Source organism: Lactobacillus sp. RTP31084st1_F9_RTP31084_210423 (assembly GCF_040919545.1).
Classification (GTDB): Bacteria; Bacillota; Bacilli; order Lactobacillales; family Lactobacillaceae; genus Lactobacillus; species Lactobacillus paragasseri.
This window is the reverse complement of record NZ_JBCOVH010000001.1, coordinates 529,373-546,946: the sequence shown is the minus strand read 5'-3', so window position 1 is coordinate 546,946 and position 17,574 is coordinate 529,373. Positions and strand designations below refer to the sequence as shown.

Below are 17,574 nucleotides of genomic sequence, written 5' to 3'. Positions count from 1 at the left end.
ATCTACTTAATATTTTAGATTAAAATTTGAACTTAAGCAAATCAATCCCGCACTAAAAAGCATTGCTTTTAGTTATAAAAACAATGCTTCTAAAACTAGATATTAACTTTAACCTCTTCTAATCGACTATCATAATCTTTTTCATTAATAAATTTATCCCATTCTTTTAAGAAATTAACTAATCGAGGTATCTCACTCTTGTTTTTACGATAAATAAAGCAACTTTCAAAGTTTGTTTCACGTTTTGGCTCTAATGGGGAGAGCGTGATTTGAGCCTTGTGAGCCTTATAGAAGCTCTTTGAAACATAAGTGTCGTAATCAGTTTGTTCCGCAAATTTTATTAGTTGATAAGGAGCAGTAAAAGTAACTGGAGTTAGCAACTCATTATTTGGAAATTCAGTAGCATAAAATCGACGCACAATTTGAGGCAAGTAGTAATCCTTAGGGTAAGTTACCCACTTATGTTGTGCTAACTTATAAAATTTCGTTTCTGGATTATGAGTTAAAAATACTACTGATTCTGGATAAATTTGTTTAGCCATATATTGCTTCATGTTTTTTACAGTAGCATTGTGATCTGGCATATAAAGAACTGCTAAGTCTAATTGATTATTATCTAATTTGTCCCAAAGCTCTGTTCTATTGTAAAAGCCGACATGTAAGGTTATCTCTGGATATTTCTGGTTAAATTCAATTAGAAATTGATCGATAACCCTAGCTTCAATAGTGGACAATACACCTAATGAAATAGTCCCAGTATCTGATTTTGTATATTGCTGGATACTATCAACGGCATTATTAACTGTTGAAAATAGTGCCTTGGCTGTTTCCTCCATTTTTAGACCAGCATCAGTTAAATAGAGCTTTTTCCCCATTTGACCAAATAAGGGAGATCCAACTGCACGTTCCAATTTCTTAATTTGTTGAGTTAATGCAGGTTGGGTTATTCCTAAGATTTGAGCTGCTTGAGTGTAACTCATGTTATCAATTAATTGAAGAAAGTAACGTAAAGATTTCGCAGATAGAACTGCATCAGTATTTGTTTTCATGATTGAATGCCTCTTATATAAATCTGGAATAACATCTAATTGATATAAATTTAAAATACATACAATTATTTTCTGATAGCCTTTTATAAAGCCTATTATTCATCCTACACTTTTTATCATAACACCTGTATCTAGATAATGAAAATATTTACATAAAATATAAGCTATTTTTCTATAATTATTTACCTTAATAAAAAAGCTAAGAGTAGCTTTAAAATACTATTCTTAGCTTTCATTTAAAATAGGTCTTCTGTTCTATCTCTTCCGTCTGCTAATGGTTGACCTAGCGTTAATGAAATTGGTGTTCCATCTGTCATTGGATCTAAAACAAATGAACCATTTGAATATCGATCACCTAATGGAAATTCAGATGTATTTAATTCGATATGACGATCACTAGAAGTAGTTAAATGCAAGATATGATTCTCGCCGTAGCTACTAATTGCCATGATTCGATGAGGTTTAGTTTTAAGTTCACGTAGTACTAATACACCTCGTTTAGCACGAGTTACCTTGTTTATTAAGTTAAGTTTTAGCTGCTTAAATGCCCCACGTTGAGTAATAATCCCAATATGAATCAAGTCAACATATTTAGGATCGGCAAGAACATAATTTACGATATAATCATTGTCTTTAAGGTTAACGGATTTAACCCCTACTGCTTTAGAACCCGAAGTAGGAATTTCGCTAATATCAAATCTGACTGCATATGCTTGATTAGTTATTAAGGTAATTTCTTGCTTACTATCTGGTTTAACTTTATCAATTCTTACGACTTTACTGTCTTTACTCTTAAGCTTAATTGCAGTGATCGCACGAGATTTATAAGTTCTAGTTGGCTGCAAATCAGCTAAGGTAACTTGTTTAATATAGCCATCGTTTGTGGCAATTAAAAAGTTCAAACTTGCTTTTAAGTCATTAATTTCAAATACTCGAATGATTTCTTCGTCATTATCCAGTCCGATTTCTTGAGAAAGGTGTTGACCAGTTTCTTTCCACTTTGTTTCTATTAATTCATGGACTGGTCGATAAATAAGGTTTCCTTTATTGGTGAAAATATAAAGGTTATCTAAGGTTGACATTGTCTTTTCAAAAATAACCTTATCGCCATCAGGTAATCCATTATCACTTGTGTCAGTCGACTGGAAGGAACGAATGGATGAGCGTTTTAAGTAGCCATCTTTACTTACTAATACACGAACGTCTTCATCGGCAACTAAAGCTTTTTCGTTAATTTCAATTTTAGCTGCTTTAGCTGTGATTTCAGTTCTTCTTGGAGAACCAAATTCTTTTTTGACCGCATTTAATTCTTTAACTACAACTTTTTCTAGAACTTTATTGTCGCTTAAAATTTCATTGAATTTGTCAATCTTTTTATTTAGTTCTGTTTGTTCTTTCTTAAGTTGGTTAACATCAGTATTAGTTAAACGGTACAGTTGCAAAGAAACAATAGCTTCTGCTTGATTAGGAGTAAATTCATATTTAGCAATTAAATTATTTTTAGCATCCTTTTTATCTTTAGAAGATCTAATTGTCTTAATAACTTGATCTAAAATATCCAGCGCATGAATCAAACCTTCAACGATTTCTAGTCGCTGCTTTGCCTTTTTTAAATCAAATTCAGTTCTTTTAGTAACAACCTCTTTTTTATGGGTCAAATATGAAGATAAAATTCGTTTCAAGCCAACTTGGACGGGAGTCATACGGTCAATTGCAACCATATTGAAGTTATATGAAACTTGCAAATCAGTGTTCTTAAAAAGATAGTTCAAAATATTTTGACTGTCTGCACCCTTTTTTAATTCAATAACGATTGAAAGTCCATGACGGTCAGTCTCGTCTCTTACTTCGGAAATTCCATCAATTTCCTTATTTAAACGGATTTCATCAATTTTCTTGACCATCATCGCCTTGTTGACGCCAAAAGGAACTTCAGTAACTACGATTTGTTGACGGTGTCCCTTAATATCTTGAATAGTGGTCTTAGAGCGAACTTGTATTCTTCCACGACCAGTTTCATAAGCTTCCTTAATGCCTTTTGTCCCAAGTACAATACCACCAGTTGGAAAATCTGGCCCTTTGACAAATTCCATTAAATCATCTGTGGTGGCATCGGGATGTTTCAAGAGATAAACAGCTGCGTCAATAACTTCAGCTAGGTTATGTGGCGGAATTTCTGTCGCATATCCAGCTGAAATTCCAGTTGAACCATTAACTAATAAATTAGGAAAATGCGCAGGTAGGACAGTTGGTTCATATTCTGTGTCATCAAAGTTCAAAATCATTTGAACTGTTTCTTTATCAATATCCTGTAAAAGCAAATTAGAAATTTTACTTAAACGAGATTCCGTATAACGCATTGCTGCTGGACCATCCCCATCCATCGATCCATTATTACCGTGCATCTCGATCAAGGGTTCACGCATCTTCCAGTCTTGAGATAAGTGAACTAGCGCACCATAAATAGAACTATCTCCATGAGGGTGAAAGTTACCCATTACATTTCCGACGGCCTTAGCAGCTTTTTTATAAGGTTTGTCATATGTATTATTATCTTTATACATTGCATAAAGAATACGACGTTGAACAGGTTTCAAACCATCTCGAATGTCAGGGAGAGCACGTTCTTGGATAATATATTTTGAATATCGTCCAAATCTTTCTCCCATAACTTCTTCAAGAGGTAATTCCCTAATTCTTTCAGTAGTTTTTACCATTTAAAAATCTAACCTCTTAATCTCTACTTGTTTCTAGAATTGAACCATCTTCGCCCATGCGGAATTTAACATTTTCGTCGATCCATTTTCTTCTCGGAGCAACCTTATCTCCCATCAAGGTTGTCACACGCTTTTCAGCAAGTTGTGCATCATCAATCTTAACTCTAATTAAAGTACGAGTTTCAGGATTCATGGTAGTTTCCCATAACTGATCAGCGTTCATTTCACCTAAACCTTTAAACCGCTGTAAAGCAAATCCTTTACCCATATCTTTAGAGTCTTCACTTAGTTCTTCATCAGTCCAGGCATATTTGATCTTAGCCTTTGCACCGTTTCCCTTTTGAAGCTTGTAAAGTGGTGGAAGTGCGATATAAACGCGCCCTGCTTCAACCATTGGACGCATATATCTGTAAAAGAAGGTTAACAACAAAATTTGAATATGAGCACCATCAGTATCCGCATCTGTCATGATGATGATTTTATCGTAATTAGCATCTTTAATTTGAAAATCAGAACCAACGCCAGCTCCAATAGTATGAATCATAGTGTTAATTTCTTCGTTCTTAAAGATATCTTGCAATTTAGCTTTTTGTGTATTCAATACTTTACCACGCAATGGTAAGATTGCTTGAAATTTTCGATCTCGGCCTTGTTTTGCAGATCCTCCAGCTGAGTCACCCTCGACTAGGAATAATTCATTTTTCTTAGGATTACGTGATTGAGCAGGGGTTAATTTTCCAGAAAGAATTTCTTTCTTTCGTCTCTTTTTGCCGCTTCGACTTTCATCTCTGGCCTTTTTAGCTGCTTCACGCGCATCCCTAGCCTTTTGAGCTTTTTGAACTAAACTTTGAGCAAATTCTCCATTTTCCATTAAGTAATAAGAAAGTTGCTCGTAAACAATGCTATCAACAACACTTCTTGCTTGTGGAGTACCTAATTTACCCTTGGTCTGTCCTTCAAACTCTAATAATTCTTCAGGGATCTTAACAGATAAGACTGCACTTAGGCCTTCACGGTAATCACTACCTTCTAGACCCTTATCTTTATTTTTTAACAAGCCCTGCTTTTTAGCATAATCATTAAAAGCTTTAGTAAATCCACTTCTTGCACCAGCCTCATGACTACCACCATCAGCAGTACGGACATTGTTTACAAATGAAACAAAGTTTTCTGAGTACCCATCGTTATACTGACCAGCGAATTCTACCTCAATGCCATTTTGCTGACCAGAAAAGTAGAATACATTTCCCATCGTATCTTTATCTTCATTTAAGTAAGATACAAATGACTTAATTCCATCTTCATAGAGAAATTCATCATGATGTTCGGGTTCGCGTTCATCGGTTAAAGTAAATTTAACACCCTTTAAAAGAAATGCTGATTCACGAATTCGTTCTTGAATAGTTTCATAATTATAGGTAGTAGTTGAAAAGATAGTCGCATCTGGTTTAAAAGTAATCGTGGTACCATTCTTATCTTTAGTTTTACCCAAATGCTTAAGAGTGCCAATCGGATGTCCACCATTTTCAAATTCTTCTTCATAAGCCTGTCCGTCTCTAACGACTCTAACCTTTAGATAAGAAGATAATGCGTTTACGACAGAAGAGCCGACACCGTGCAAGCCTCCAGAGGTTTGATAATTTTTCTCAGTAAACTTACCACCTGCGTGCAAAACAGTCAGAATAACCTCAATTGTTGGAATTCCTGATGCATGCATTCCGGTTGGCATTCCACGTCCAAAGTCCTGAACTGTAACCGAATTATCTTTATGAATAGTTACGTTAATTTCTTTACCATAACCAGCCATTGCTTCATCAACTGAGTTATCAACGATTTCGTAAACTAGTTGATTTAGACCATGTCGATCAGTTGAACCGATATACATTCCTGGACGTTTTCTTACTGCCTCTAGTCCATGAAGAATCTGGATCGAAGAATCATCATATGAACTGGTCGTTTTATTTGTTTTAGCCAAATAAATGCCTCCATTTTTAACAGACAATCAAAATCAATCCCACAGCTATTATAATCTCTGTTAAAATAGCTTTAGATTTTAAATGGGGTTGAAAATTAAATGTCTACGTTGAATTATTTACTAGTTTTTATTTTAGCATACTTAATTGGGTCCTTTCCTACAGGTGTGTTAGTCGGAAAAATATTTTTTCATGAAGATATAAGAAATTTTGGATCAGGAAACATTGGAACAACTAATTCATTCAGAGTAATGGGACCGATAGCTGGAAGTGCGGTTTTAATTATTGATGTATTAAAAGGAACACTTGCTACCGATTTGCCTTTAATTTTCCATTTAAAGGGACCAAAGTATTTATTATTAATTGCCGGTGCCTGCGCTATTTTAGGTCATACTTTCTCAATCTTTCTAAAATTCAAGGGAGGAAAAGCGGTAGCAACTAGTGCAGGTGTATTCCTAGGCTACAATCTAAAATTCTTTGGACTATGTGCAGTAGTATTTTTACCAGTGCTCTTTATTACTTCATACGTAAGTTTATCTAGTTTAGTTTCAATAGTGATAATTTTTATTTGTTCTTTCTGGTTTCATGATGTCTTTCTGACTATTATTACTGGAATTATGATGGTCTTATTGTTTGTAAGACACCGTTCTAATATTAAACGATTAATCAATCATGAAGAAAATATCGTTCCTTTTGGATTATGGTATTGGTATAAAAAATCCCATGGATTACTCAATAGTAAATCTAAAATAAATAAATAGTAAGAACAAAAGACTGCTAAAGTTAATGCTTTAACAGTCTTTTTTCATAGTTATTATACTTCATTCAAACAAATGTTCGCAAGGCGATTCTATAGCAAATTTTTAGTAAGGATAATTATCTAAGCGATCTTTTTCGGTGATTTTTCTTACTACCCGACCTGGAACTCCTAAAACAAGTGAATTATCAGGAATATTTTTAGTTACTACGCTCCCTGCTCCGATAACACAGTTCTTACCAATAGTTACGCCCGGACAGACAGTCACGTTACTTGCTAGCCAACAGTTATCGCCAATTGTAATTGGAGCACCATATTCGATATCAGCAATTTTCCCATCTTTTTGAAGACGTGCATTACGTTGCTCAGGCAATAAGGGATGAAGTGGAGTTACTAATGAAGTATTTGGACCACACATTACATTATCACCAATCGTTACAGGACAAGTATCTAAAATAGTTAGGTTAAAATTGGCATAAAAATTCTTACCTAGTTTAGTAAATTTTCCATAGTCAACCTCAATTGGTCCTTGTAAATACACTCCTGTTTCATGATCTGGAAATAATTCATCAATAATTGCTTTTCTAACTTCTTTATCTTCATCGGCGGTTTGATTATAGTCCCTACTTAAACGATGAGCTTTCGTTGAAATTCTGCTTAACTCCTCAGTGTCTGGACGATATGGTAAACCGGCGAGCATTTTTTTAGTATTTTCTTCCATTATCAAAACCTAGTTTCTTATCTTTATCTTTTTATTTTATCTATTAGTACCTAAAATATCATATTTTTGTTAAATTGAATGCTTAAGATTATGATAATTAATTAGTTAGTGGAGGAATAATAATGAAAAAGATCAATTTGAATGAACTCTATGACTTAATGTACGACCACCTAGATCCTAATGGCTGGTGGCCTGGGCGAAGCGACTGGCAAGTAATTTGGTCAACAATTTTGATTCAAAATACTAATTGGAAAAATGTTGATAAGGCCTTAGCAACTCTGTACCAAGCCACTAATTTCTGGCCAGAGAACATCTTAAAGACGCCCGATGATAAATTAGAAAGGGCCATTGCTTCTGCTGGCTTCTATACTAGAAAAGCTGCTACTCTGAAAAGATTAGCAACCTACTTTCAGAAATATGATTTTGACCTAGATAAATGTCGCCAATTATCTAAAGACCAGTTACGTTCTGAACTGCTTAGCATTAAAGGAATTGGTCCAGAAACAGCAGATGTAATCTTAATGTATGGTATTCAGAAAGGCGAGTTCGTCGTTGATAAATATGCTAGACGATTATTTAATTGTTTAGATTACCAACTTCCAGTTTCTTATCAAAAGGCAAAAGATTTAGTTGAAGCTAATGTCGATCATTTTACACTGCGTAATTATCAGAACTTTCATGCGATGATTGTTATATTTAACCAGCAATATAAACTTCCAAAAGATTTTGAAAGCACCTTTTTAGGTGATTATCATTTAGTAATTGCAAAGTAAAAGAGACTAGTACTAAGCTAGCCTCTTTTGTATTAGATTGACCTAATTATTCTGAATCACGAAGTTGTCTCAAACTTTCACCAAAGATGTTATCAATAGCAGCTGGATCACGGTGGTCGAAGAATTGACTTTCGCCCTTGTCTAGTTCCTTAATCTTTGCCATTTCATCTTGTGTTAGTTTAAAGTCAAAGATATTAATATTCTCTTTTTGATGTTCATCATGAACAGCCTTGGGAATAACTACGATGCTCTTTTGAGTTAACCAACGTAAGATAACTTGTCCAACAGTTTTATGATGATTCTCAGCAATTTCTTTCAAAACTTTATTATTGAAAATGTCGTGCTTACCATTTGCAAATTGTGCCCAAGCCTCAACTGCTACGTCTCTTCCTTGGAAGAACTTAACATCATTAGTTTGCTGGAACCAAGGACTAATTTCAATTTGATTAATTGCTGGCTTATCTTTATGAGCTAATTCCAAGTTCATATATTGATCAGGATAAAAATTTGATAAACCAATTGAGCGAATTTTACCTGCGCGCTTAGCGGCTGCTAAAGCATCCCAAGCACCAAAAGTATCGCCATAGGGTTGGTGAAGTAATACCAAATCGATGTAATCAGTACCTAATTCTTTTAAGTCATGATCAATTGCCTTTGTAGCCTTTTCATACGACATATTTGAAACCCAAATCTTAGTAGTTAAAAAGATGTCATCTCTATTAACAGCACTCTCAGCAATAGCTTCACCGACTGCAATTTGGTTGTCATATGCCTCAGCAGTATCAATCATTCTATACCCATTTGCTAAAGCCATTTCTACTGTTTGTCTTGCTTTTTCATGGTCCGGAATTCTAAACACGCCTAAACCTAACTGAGGCATTTTATTACCATCATTTAATGTAATTGTTGGAACTTCTGTCATAGTATAGTCCTCCTTTTTCTAACAACTTCATTTTAGTGCTAGAAAAGTAATAAATAAAATAAATAAGACTATTTTTCAGAGTCATTAATTAAATACTGAGTCCAATTATGTTCACGATTACGGTTATCAGCCATCACGCCTTCTAGGTCATGCGCTTTATATGGCGCCTCGAGCGCATGGACTTCTTCTTTATTTAAATTAATCTTGATAGCTTCTTCTAAGGCATCTAAGTGGTGTACCTTTGTAGCCCCAACAATCGGAGCAGTCACCTTTGTTTTGAGCCAAGCAAGAGCAATTGTGGCCATTGAAGTGTTGCGATTTCGAGCTATTTTCTCTACTTCATCAATAATTGTGCGATCAATATTGACAGTTTTACCATACTTATCTTTTTCTGAAAAAAGATCTTGTTTTCTTCTAACAGTTTGCGTACCAAATGGATGTGCCAATCGACCACTAGCTAAGGAGCTATAAATTAACCATAGAATTTATTAAATAGATTTTCTAAAGACATTTTCGTAACTGAAAATGAAATATTATTTTTAATCAAATAATTCGTTATTTGATTAAATGTTTCTTGATTTATATTATCAATTGCTATAAGACTAGTTTTATTTGGTAAAGTTTGAACTTCAACATTGTTCAGAATATCAGTAAGTAGAGTTGAACTCTTAAATTCTAAGTACTGCTCAGTTTCTGCCTTGTTATTAAAGTCTTCAATTATCTTCCCATCTTTTAAAAATAAGACTTGGTCCGCATATTGTTGGAGATTTTGCAATAAGTGGGATGCCATAATTATTAGCTTGTTTTGCGACCGCAAATCCAATAAAACTTGTGAAATCAATTGGACATTCTGTTGATCAAGGCCATTCATAACTTCATCTAAAAGCATCACTGGAGTGTTGGCTGCCACTACCATTGCAAAGCATAAACGTTGTTTCATTCCTAATGAATAAGTTTCAACTTTTCGACTGACGTAGCTTTCCATTTTAAGAGTAGAAATAATCTTTTCAATACTTTCAGGATTATTTTTCCATAAATTAGCATAGAGTTTTAAATGATCTTTACCAGTCATAAAAGGAAATAAGTCACTTTGATCAGGAAAAGCACAAATTTTTTTGTGTAATCTAACAATTGTCTTCTCATTCTTGTATTGCAAATTATCGTACGCAATATATCCATTCTGCGGTTTCAAATTATTTAAGATGACATTCATTAAAGTGGATTTTCCTGTGCCATTTGGTGCAACTAATCCATAAATCTTACCACTTTGAAAATTATAATTTAAATTATCTAAGACTATATGATTCCCAAATGATAATTTAATATTTTTTAATTCAAGCATTTAATCTCATCTCCTTATCAGTTTAATTCTCTTTGACCTACTAATAATTAACATAAAAATTTCAATAATTACAATTGACAACATTAGTGGAACTATACCGGAATTAAATCCCCATCCTGGTGAATCCATTAGATAGGACAAATTTCCGGACAAGCTTTCTCCAATAGTAAAATAAGTCATTGGTAAACTTTGTAAAATTGGGTAGACAAATCCCATACCTAAAGAGAAATATAGAACTTTCCCACTTATTGCAAAGACGCTTGCTAATAATTCGGCTACATATTCATTTTTAAAAATAATTGAAAGTAAAATAGTAAGTCTAATAAATAGAAAAACAATTAAAATAGCAAATGTTCCAAACTGAATAAAGTAATTACCAAGCGTTGGATATTAAAAGGGCTGAATAAAATATAGTCTTCCAGTATAAAATGTTGTCCTTAGCTTAAATGAACCAAAACCATATCGAGGTGCAGTACACAAAGTAACCACGATAAAAGCTAGTAAGTAGTTGAAAAGTACACCTATTTCAACTACCCCAGTTTTAATCCAGAGAATAGTATTTTTGCTTAATGGGATATCTTTCAACACTGAATAGTATTTGCGATCATTAGTTACGATATCAGCTGCAAAAAGAACTACAAAAATAATTAGAATTAATGTTGTCCAACCAGAAATAGAATTTTGTAATATTTGTAAAGTCGTTTTCTCTTCAACAATATTTTTAGTTAGTGGCTGTTTGCTTTTAGCTAGTGCATCATAAAAATGAGCTGTTCGTTGATAAGCAAAGTGTCCATCTTCACGGTAATTATCATTCTGATAGTACTGAACGGGATATAAGAACTGCTGATTTTCATCTACAAAAATCAAGTGATCAACGTATTTGTACCACTTACTTGAGTAAATTACATATTCTTTCCAGTTGTTTGCCTTAATTCCATTAATTCGATGCTTATCAAAATTTAAAATATCTGGATACGTTTTGATTGCATTAACATATCCTTCATTAGGTACTTCATGAGTATTCTTAGATTCTTGCATTTCCTTTATTTTAGTTGTTGCTTTATTTAAGAATAATGTATATCTACGATACTCTCCGTTAATGGCATAGGGATCGACCTTTTCAATTAATTGACGATTGGGCACGCTAACTAATCTAAAATATAGAGAAAGGATAAAAGTTAAAGCAAATAAGCCAATATTTTTAGGGTTTGTGAAAAAACGTTTTAATTGAAATAAAAAATACTGCTTCTTCATTGCTTTTTCCTCCCTGCTGCCAAATATTTAAATAAGATAAGTAAAAATATCGACCATATTAATAAAACGCAATATCCTGTTAATAAATTAATGCTATTTAAATTTAGTTTATTGGCCAAATTGCCATTTAGTAAATCAGTTAAATTTAGGTATGGAAAAGGCAAAAATACTAGCCATTTTAGAGTAGCCTTAGGTAAAAACAATAAGGCATAAAGAATAACTTCAATAAAAATCGTTAGATAAACATTTTTAGTTAACTGATTTAAAAATAGGCTCAAACTAGTAGTAAAGATTATTAGGCCTGAAAGATATACTAAGAATAAAAAGCAATATAGCCATAGAGGAATAGCTAATATACTAGTAGAATAAAAAATCACTGGATAATTCAAAGTAACAAACCCATGACGTAAGCCAGCAAATATATATGCTAGTATCATCCCTAATAAAAGCGGCAAAAAAACTAATGTAGAATTAATAATAATTTTTCCAAATACTTCATCTTTAAAACGATAAGGAATATTTTTTAAGATAGACTGATGTCGTAAATCAATAATCCAACTATCACTTGAAATAAAAGAAAGATAAAAAAATATAATAGTTCGTAAAACCGACAAAATATAAATTAGATATGTCGCAGAACTTTCATTATTCATAAAAATTGGAATTTTATGCTTAATTAGGTAATCTGTTTTATTCAATTCTTGCTTGATAAAGAATTGTGATGGTACGTTTAAAGTTTTAGCGCCTGCGTAGTGGTTGTGATAACCAGCTTGCATAGTATTTAATAAGTTGCGATAACTAGTCAGATATTGAACAGGATCTACAAAAACTTGACTATTTTGTAGACTAGCTAGCTCTTGTGACTGCTTGTTTAAGTTATCATATGTGCTTTTATAAGTCGGTCTTTTTAGCATTTCGCTATCAAAATAATTTGCATTTGCTTGAAGAGACTGACCATAATTCTCCCAGCTTTTTGCCCCGTCTCCTATCTTTTGTTTTTCAACTATAAATAAAGAAAAGATAATAAACAGCACGAGTAGTATAATGAGAAGTTGATTTTTCTTAGACTTTAAACCAATTAATAGGTTTGATTTGAGATATGTTGGGTTCATCTGTAACACTTCTTAAAATTTATTTTAAGTATTAGTATGAATGGAAAATAAAAAAATGCTTAAATGTTTCATATTTGAAACACTTAAGCATAAGTTAAGGTAAGACCGTGTATATCTCTTTAAGATCATAATCTTTAAAAAAGTCTATGATTTTACCAGCTTCTTTTTGATTACCAGTAAAAAAATTTTGATAATAGTTTTTAATAATCCTATAAATGGCTAAATCAGGAAGTTTAGCTAAACTATCAATTATCTGATAGCCCCATTTGGCACAATCAGTTTGATGATTTTTATAGCAGTTATGGAAATAATTTATACAGATAGAACCAATCAACCGTTGTACATCAAAGGACAAAGAATTTATATTCTTTTGCTTTGTGAGTTGCTGTATATAAAAGGTTAAATCGTCAAAACTAAAAATAAGCATTGAATTACAAAACAACTGAAGCGTGTAAACGTTATTCCACCATTTTTCTACATCAAATAATTTCTTTTTTATTTCATTACGAGTATTTAAATTTATTTTATCTAATTGATTATTTAATATAGCGTTGATCAAAAGTGAAGATAGTTTGATTGTTTGATCACAATTTGATACTTGTATTTTTTTATTTAATTCTTGTACCTCATGTTTATTTTTATTATTAAAAGCAACTAAAATTTCCACTTTTAATCTATCGCTTTTACTAGTAGAACCTGCATTATTTATGAAATCATTTAGGTTAATATTATTTGCTTCTAAAATCGCAAACAAGTCCTTTGCGCTAATTTCATTTAATCCTCGTTCAACTTTAGAATAAAAAGATTTACTAATGATTCCGTGAATAAACTGATCTTGCGTTAGTCCTAATATTTTTCGCTTATTTCTTAACATCGTGCCAATTTCCATAGTTTTCACTTCCTAGCGAATGGAAAGATATTTTTACAACATCTTATGCTTTTTCATTCTCTCTTCAAAGATACCATTTACTAAATTTGCCATTTCTTGTTTTTCTTCTTCGGTTGGTTCAACACCTTTTTCAAAAGCGCTATATAAATCGGGATGCTCTCTAGCAATTAGTTTACAAGTTCCTTCAGTGGCATGTTTACGAAAAATATTAGTGATATTTTAACGACAAATCGTTTAATTTTCAAAAACATTTATTAAAAGTAAAAAAACGTTCAAGTTATTAAGCTTGAACGCTAAAGACTAATTATTATCATTAGAACCAAAAATATCTAGGAACTGTAGAAACAAGTTAACAAAATCCAAATATAATTGAAGCGCTCCTAGTACTGCTAAACCATTTGTTGAAAGCTCTCCATCAAACTGCAAATAGATATTCTTCATTCTTTGAGCATCCCAGGCAGTTAAAATAGTAAAAATAATAACTGCAATAAAAGAGAAAATATAATCTATTGTTGGATTTTTTAAGAAAAGGTTGATGAGCATGGCTACTATTAAGCCAATTAAGGCTGCTGATGCATAGGATCCAATTCTACTTAAGTCACGTTTTGTTACTGTTCCTAGAATAGCCATTACAATAAAGACACTTGCTGAAGCTACAAAGGCTGAAGCAATATCTTCACCAGTATAAGCTCCCGCAATGAAGGCAAAAGTTACTCCATAAATAATTGCCGTCAGCATTAGTAAAACAAAACTCATTCCTGGACTTCTAGTAGCATTGAAATTAATAATTAAAGTCAATGCTATTGGTAAAAGTAATAAAAACCACATTGTCCACGGATGATTATTCATTAAGTTAAGCATCTGTCTAGCAAAAACAGTCATTGTTAAGTATGAACTTAAAGCAGAAACTAAAACTGCTAAAGCCATTAAACCATATAGTTTACTTAGAAATGTATTTAGGCCAGATTCATCGACTAAGTGCCGGCGTTCTGGTTCTTGATCAAAGTTATACATAATACATCCTCCAATCTCTACTCTTCATCTTAAATGTAGCACTTAGTCAGAACAAAGAAAAAAGAAATGTATTATAAAATTTTTGTAATAAAAAGACTGAGCAGTTCTTTAGCCACTCAGTCTTGCATAAACGAACAGGTTATTTAATCATATGTTGGTAATTTGTCTCAAAGATCTTCTTATCATATAAATCGGAAATATTAAGATTCTCAATTGCATCAGTGACTATCTTATCAGCACCTGCTGGCATAACTGCAAATGGTGCATCAGTTCCAAACAAAACATGATTAATACCAAAATAATCAAGTGCTAATTGTAAGGCAGGAGTATTACCTAAGATAGCTGTATCTACATAGAAATTCTTAAACATTTCTGCATGCTCTTGATCTAAAATATGATCAATTCTACCACTAAAGAACGGCACCATTGCGCCAGCGTGATGAGCCAGAATCTTTAAGTCGGGTGCTTTTTTGAAAATATCACTTTGAACTAGCTGCAGCATTGCTTGCGATAATTCATATTCCCAAGAAAAGACTAAATTATTATCAGGCTTACGATTATCAAATACAGGATGAAGCCATAACGGAAGATTTAGTTTTGCTGCTTTTAATAAAATAGGTTCAAATTCCAGATCAGCAATGCTTTTTCCTAAATGACGTGTGAAAATTTGTGCTCCCACTAAATAAGGACTTTTCTCAATATTCTCTAGAATCTTAAGTGAGGCAGGGATGTTATTCATAGCTAGCATCCCTACTCCAGCTTCAAAATACTTTGGATGATTTGCAACAATACCAGCTAATTCTTGATTAGCATATTGGGCAATCTTACTTGCCTCGTCTCCGTCAACAAAGTCTTCTGGATTAATATTTGCAAAAGAAACAACTTGCTTAGTATTTTTATTAGGCCACTTGGCTATTCTTTCATCTAAATTAACTAAAGTTTCTATCTTAATAAAAGGATACTTTTGCGGAATTGTCGCATCAATATCAAGCATTGCTTGATAAAATTACGGCGTTAAAATATGTGCAAACGCATCAATTTTCATAGTTATTACCTTCTTTATCATAATCCTTACCATAAATATATCGATGCAGCTTCAAATACTGCTGTTCAAACTTTTTCTCACTTGCGTTATCTTTGGCAAAATAATATCTTTTTCCTTCAAGCCCTTTAGGCATGTAATTTTGCTTTGCGATCTGAAAGGGCTGCACAAATGGATTGTCAATTAGTCCACCACCAGTTATTTCTTCAGAATGTTTATAGTGCATATCACGAAGTCCTCGTGGCATGGGATGCTTACTTGGATGATCAGTATCTTCGTCTAATTTTTGCCAGATTTCATCAAAAACACCTGACTTTGGCGATAAACACATCAGCATTGTTGCAAACATCAAGGGATATTTTGCCTTAGGCATCCCAATTTTTTCTGCTTGATTAGCTGCAATCACAATCTGCGTAGCTTGCTCAGGATTAGCTAAACCAATGTAAGTATATGGAATCTCACGCAGACGCCTGACTACTGAAGGTAAATCACCATTTTTAAGTAAAACTGCTAAATAATATAAAGCTGCGTCTGTGTCAGAACCGGCCATAGAATCGGAATAAGCAGCTAAGTAATCATAGTGCTTAGTTGCTTTTCGGTCATAGGCAAAATGTTGTCCTTTTACAAATTGCGTTACTTCTTCAACTGAAAGGTCTTCATTAACTGCATGAATAGTTTCTAAAAGATTTAATGCAACTCGTAAATCGCCATCGGCAGAAATTGCAATAATCTTAACTGCTTTTCGGTCAATATTTTCATCTTTAAAATGAAAGACTTCTTTTAAAGCACGGACTAAAACTTGTTCAATATCTTCATCACTTAACGTTTTGAATTCAAAAATCTGACACCGTGATCGCACTGCTGGCACAATCGACATAATAGGATTTTCAGTAGTTGCCCCAATTAAAAGAATACGTCCATTTTCTAAATAAGGCAGCAGAAAATCTTGCAGCGTAGTGGTCATCCGGTGAATCTCATCAATTAATAAAACAAAAGATTGATAAGGATATGTATTAATGATCTGTGTAAGCTTAGCCTTATTATCAATTGAAGCATTAAAAGTTGCCAATGGATAGTCAAATTCACGAGCAATAATTTGAGCTAAACTAGTCTTTCCTGTTCCTGGTGGTCCCCAGAGAAGCAGTGAGATTGGCACATGTTTTTTAATAATTTGATAAAGGGGACGTCCCTCTTCAATTAAATCTTTTTGACCTACAAACTGTGATAAATCTTTAGGCCTGATTAAGTCTGCTAATGGCTTTCTTATTGGCATAAAATTCACTCGCTTACTTATAGTAAATTAAATCTCACCCTAATTATTAGCACAGTTGCTGGTTTTAGACAAATTTATCTAACGCTCTATTTTTTCATATAACGGCAATAATTGCTTAATCCCATCCAAAATAAATTCTTCCATATTTTCAACTTGATCTTGATTTCTAAAAGCAAACTTGCCCAGCAAGAAACTTGTTTTGATGGCTTCTTCATTAAATGTAGTTTGCTTTTGTGTGTCTTTTAAATAATCATTCAAGGACAAATGATCTACAAATTCCATCTCATTTTTGTCCCATAAGTACCAGTTACTAATTTTGCGATTCTTTGCCCAAGTTGGAATATCAGCTAATAATTTATTATATTGTTCAGAACTGTCACCACGTTTTTCACTCTTATAATGTTGAAACATTAAATAAACTTGCAATTGCTTTTTATCAAGCATTACACCGATGCAGGGGCTTTTATCAGCCAAAGTATTTAAACGATAAGCTGCCCAATAATGATCGCGCAAGTTCCAACCATTTGTCCAACTTTCGACATGAACTTTAGCAAATTTATTTTGTGGTAATTTTAGATAAACACTAAGATTTACCTTTTTCCATGTTTGCCAAACATCTTTAAAACTTGCTTTTATTTGCGCTAGCTCCTCTTCAGAATATTCCTCTTTCAGCTTTTTAAAAGAAAATTCGTCACGATCAAAAATTGCATACATTTCTTCAGTTAATTTAGTCATT

The 17,574-nt window shown here is 33.0% G+C and carries 16 protein-coding genes; 2 read left to right on the top strand and 14 right to left on the bottom strand.

The features are described from left to right. Positions 1–95 precede the first annotated feature (95 nt). The 3 genes from AB5359_RS02760 to parE all read right to left on the bottom strand — a co-directional run bounded on the left by AB5359_RS02760 (position 96) and on the right by parE (position 5,741). Positions 96–1,049, bottom strand: coding sequence for a LysR family transcriptional regulator (locus AB5359_RS02760; RefSeq protein WP_048687007.1), 954 nt, complete (start codon positions 1,047–1,049; stop codon positions 96–98). A 236-nt stretch (positions 1,050–1,285) separates the two neighbouring features. Then, the gene (parC, locus tag AB5359_RS02755; RefSeq protein WP_077410382.1) at positions 1,286–3,766 is read right to left on the bottom strand and encodes a DNA topoisomerase IV subunit A; all 2,481 of its coding nucleotides are present in this window, start codon (positions 3,764–3,766) and stop codon (positions 1,286–1,288) included. Positions 3,767–3,782: 16 nt separating this feature from the next. Next, the gene (gene parE / locus AB5359_RS02750; RefSeq protein WP_368280187.1) at positions 3,783–5,741 is read right to left on the bottom strand and encodes a DNA topoisomerase IV subunit B; all 1,959 of its coding nucleotides are present in this window, start codon (positions 5,739–5,741) and stop codon (positions 3,783–3,785) included. Positions 5,742–5,840: 99 nt separating this feature from the next. Here parE and plsY point away from each other — a divergent pair, with 99 nt between their 5' ends. Further along, a complete protein-coding gene (plsY, locus tag AB5359_RS02745; RefSeq protein ID WP_048687012.1) occupies positions 5,841–6,500 on the top strand; it encodes a glycerol-3-phosphate 1-O-acyltransferase PlsY in 660 nt (219 codons plus the stop codon). A gap of 102 nt (positions 6,501–6,602) precedes the next feature. On the opposite strand, the gene AB5359_RS02740 is transcribed toward plsY, so the two are convergent. Then, positions 6,603–7,217, bottom strand: a complete 615-nt coding sequence (locus AB5359_RS02740; protein WP_048687013.1) for a sugar O-acetyltransferase — start codon at positions 7,215–7,217, stop codon at positions 6,603–6,605. Positions 7,218–7,339: 122 nt separating this feature from the next. On the opposite strand from AB5359_RS02740, the gene AB5359_RS02735 reads away from it, so the two are divergent. Continuing rightward, positions 7,340–7,990, top strand: a complete 651-nt coding sequence (locus AB5359_RS02735) for an endonuclease III domain-containing protein (protein WP_048687015.1) — start codon at positions 7,340–7,342, stop codon at positions 7,988–7,990. 46 nt (positions 7,991–8,036) lie between these two features. On the opposite strand, the gene AB5359_RS02730 is transcribed toward AB5359_RS02735, so the two are convergent. From AB5359_RS02730 to AB5359_RS02685, 10 genes are all read right to left on the bottom strand, one after another. Then, entirely contained in the window at positions 8,037–8,912 is an 876-nt protein-coding gene (locus AB5359_RS02730) for an aldo/keto reductase (protein ID WP_048687017.1), read from the bottom strand. A 68-nt stretch (positions 8,913–8,980) separates the two neighbouring features. Continuing rightward, entirely contained in the window at positions 8,981–9,358 is a 378-nt protein-coding gene (locus AB5359_RS02725) for an aldo/keto reductase (RefSeq protein ID WP_368280186.1), read from the bottom strand. A 26-nt stretch (positions 9,359–9,384) separates the two neighbouring features. Next, positions 9,385–10,254 carry an ATP-binding cassette domain-containing protein gene (locus AB5359_RS02720; RefSeq protein WP_048687018.1) on the bottom strand — a complete coding sequence of 290 codons (870 nt, stop codon included), beginning with the start codon at positions 10,252–10,254 and terminating at the stop codon, positions 9,385–9,387. A gap of 390 nt (positions 10,255–10,644) precedes the next feature. Beyond that, positions 10,645–11,508 (bottom strand): hypothetical protein, encoded by an 864-nt coding sequence (locus AB5359_RS02715; protein ID WP_232001039.1) that lies wholly within the window; start codon positions 11,506–11,508, stop codon positions 10,645–10,647. Continuing rightward, positions 11,505–12,542, bottom strand: a complete 1,038-nt coding sequence (locus AB5359_RS02710; RefSeq protein ID WP_368287190.1) for an ABC transporter permease — start codon at positions 12,540–12,542, stop codon at positions 11,505–11,507. Before AB5359_RS02710 ends, AB5359_RS02715 begins: the two co-directional genes overlap by 4 nt. 172 nt (positions 12,543–12,714) lie before the next feature. Further along, complete coding sequence (locus AB5359_RS02705; protein ID WP_048687022.1) at positions 12,715–13,509, bottom strand: helix-turn-helix domain-containing protein; 795 nt, start codon at positions 13,507–13,509, stop codon at positions 12,715–12,717. Positions 13,510–13,809: 300 nt separating this feature from the next. Further along, the gene (locus AB5359_RS02700; RefSeq protein WP_048687024.1) at positions 13,810–14,523 is read right to left on the bottom strand and encodes a Bax inhibitor-1/YccA family protein; all 714 of its coding nucleotides are present in this window, start codon (positions 14,521–14,523) and stop codon (positions 13,810–13,812) included. Positions 14,524–14,662: 139 nt separating this feature from the next. Continuing rightward, entirely contained in the window at positions 14,663–15,517 is an 855-nt protein-coding gene (locus AB5359_RS02695) for an amidohydrolase family protein (protein WP_232001040.1), read from the bottom strand. 40 nt (positions 15,518–15,557) lie between these two features. Then, positions 15,558–16,838, bottom strand: coding sequence for a replication-associated recombination protein A (locus tag AB5359_RS02690; RefSeq protein ID WP_048687026.1), 1,281 nt, complete (start codon positions 16,836–16,838; stop codon positions 15,558–15,560). Positions 16,839–16,916: 78 nt separating this feature from the next. After that, complete coding sequence (locus AB5359_RS02685) at positions 16,917–17,573, bottom strand: HI_0552 family protein (RefSeq protein ID WP_048687028.1); 657 nt, start codon at positions 17,571–17,573, stop codon at positions 16,917–16,919. Position 17,574 lies beyond the last annotated feature (1 nt).

Coding starts and splice junctions, on each gene's coding strand:
- AB5359_RS02760 (WP_048687007.1), bottom strand. CDS start 1,049: ATGAAAACAAATACTGATGCAGTTCTATCTGCGAAATCTTTACGTTAC.
- parC (WP_077410382.1), bottom strand. CDS start 3,766: ATGGTAAAAACTACTGAAAGAATTAGGGAATTACCTCTTGAAGAAGTT.
- plsY (WP_048687012.1), top strand. CDS start 5,841: ATGTCTACGTTGAATTATTTACTAGTTTTTATTTTAGCATACTTAATT.
- AB5359_RS02740 (WP_048687013.1), bottom strand. CDS start 7,217: ATGGAAGAAAATACTAAAAAAATGCTCGCCGGTTTACCATATCGTCCA.
- AB5359_RS02735 (WP_048687015.1), top strand. CDS start 7,340: ATGAAAAAGATCAATTTGAATGAACTCTATGACTTAATGTACGACCAC.
- AB5359_RS02730 (WP_048687017.1), bottom strand. CDS start 8,912: ATGACAGAAGTTCCAACAATTACATTAAATGATGGTAATAAAATGCCT.
- AB5359_RS02720 (WP_048687018.1), bottom strand. CDS start 10,254: ATGCTTGAATTAAAAAATATTAAATTATCATTTGGGAATCATATAGTC.
- AB5359_RS02715 (WP_232001039.1), bottom strand. CDS start 11,508: ATGAAGAAGCAGTATTTTTTATTTCAATTAAAACGTTTTTTCACAAAC.
- AB5359_RS02705 (WP_048687022.1), bottom strand. CDS start 13,509: ATGGAAATTGGCACGATGTTAAGAAATAAGCGAAAAATATTAGGACTA.
- AB5359_RS02700 (WP_048687024.1), bottom strand. CDS start 14,523: ATGTATAACTTTGATCAAGAACCAGAACGCCGGCACTTAGTCGATGAA.
- AB5359_RS02695 (WP_232001040.1), bottom strand. CDS start 15,517: ATGCTTGATATTGATGCGACAATTCCGCAAAAGTATCCTTTTATTAAG.
- AB5359_RS02690 (WP_048687026.1), bottom strand. CDS start 16,838: ATGCCAATAAGAAAGCCATTAGCAGACTTAATCAGGCCTAAAGATTTA.
- AB5359_RS02685 (WP_048687028.1), bottom strand. CDS start 17,573: ATGACTAAATTAACTGAAGAAATGTATGCAATTTTTGATCGTGACGAA.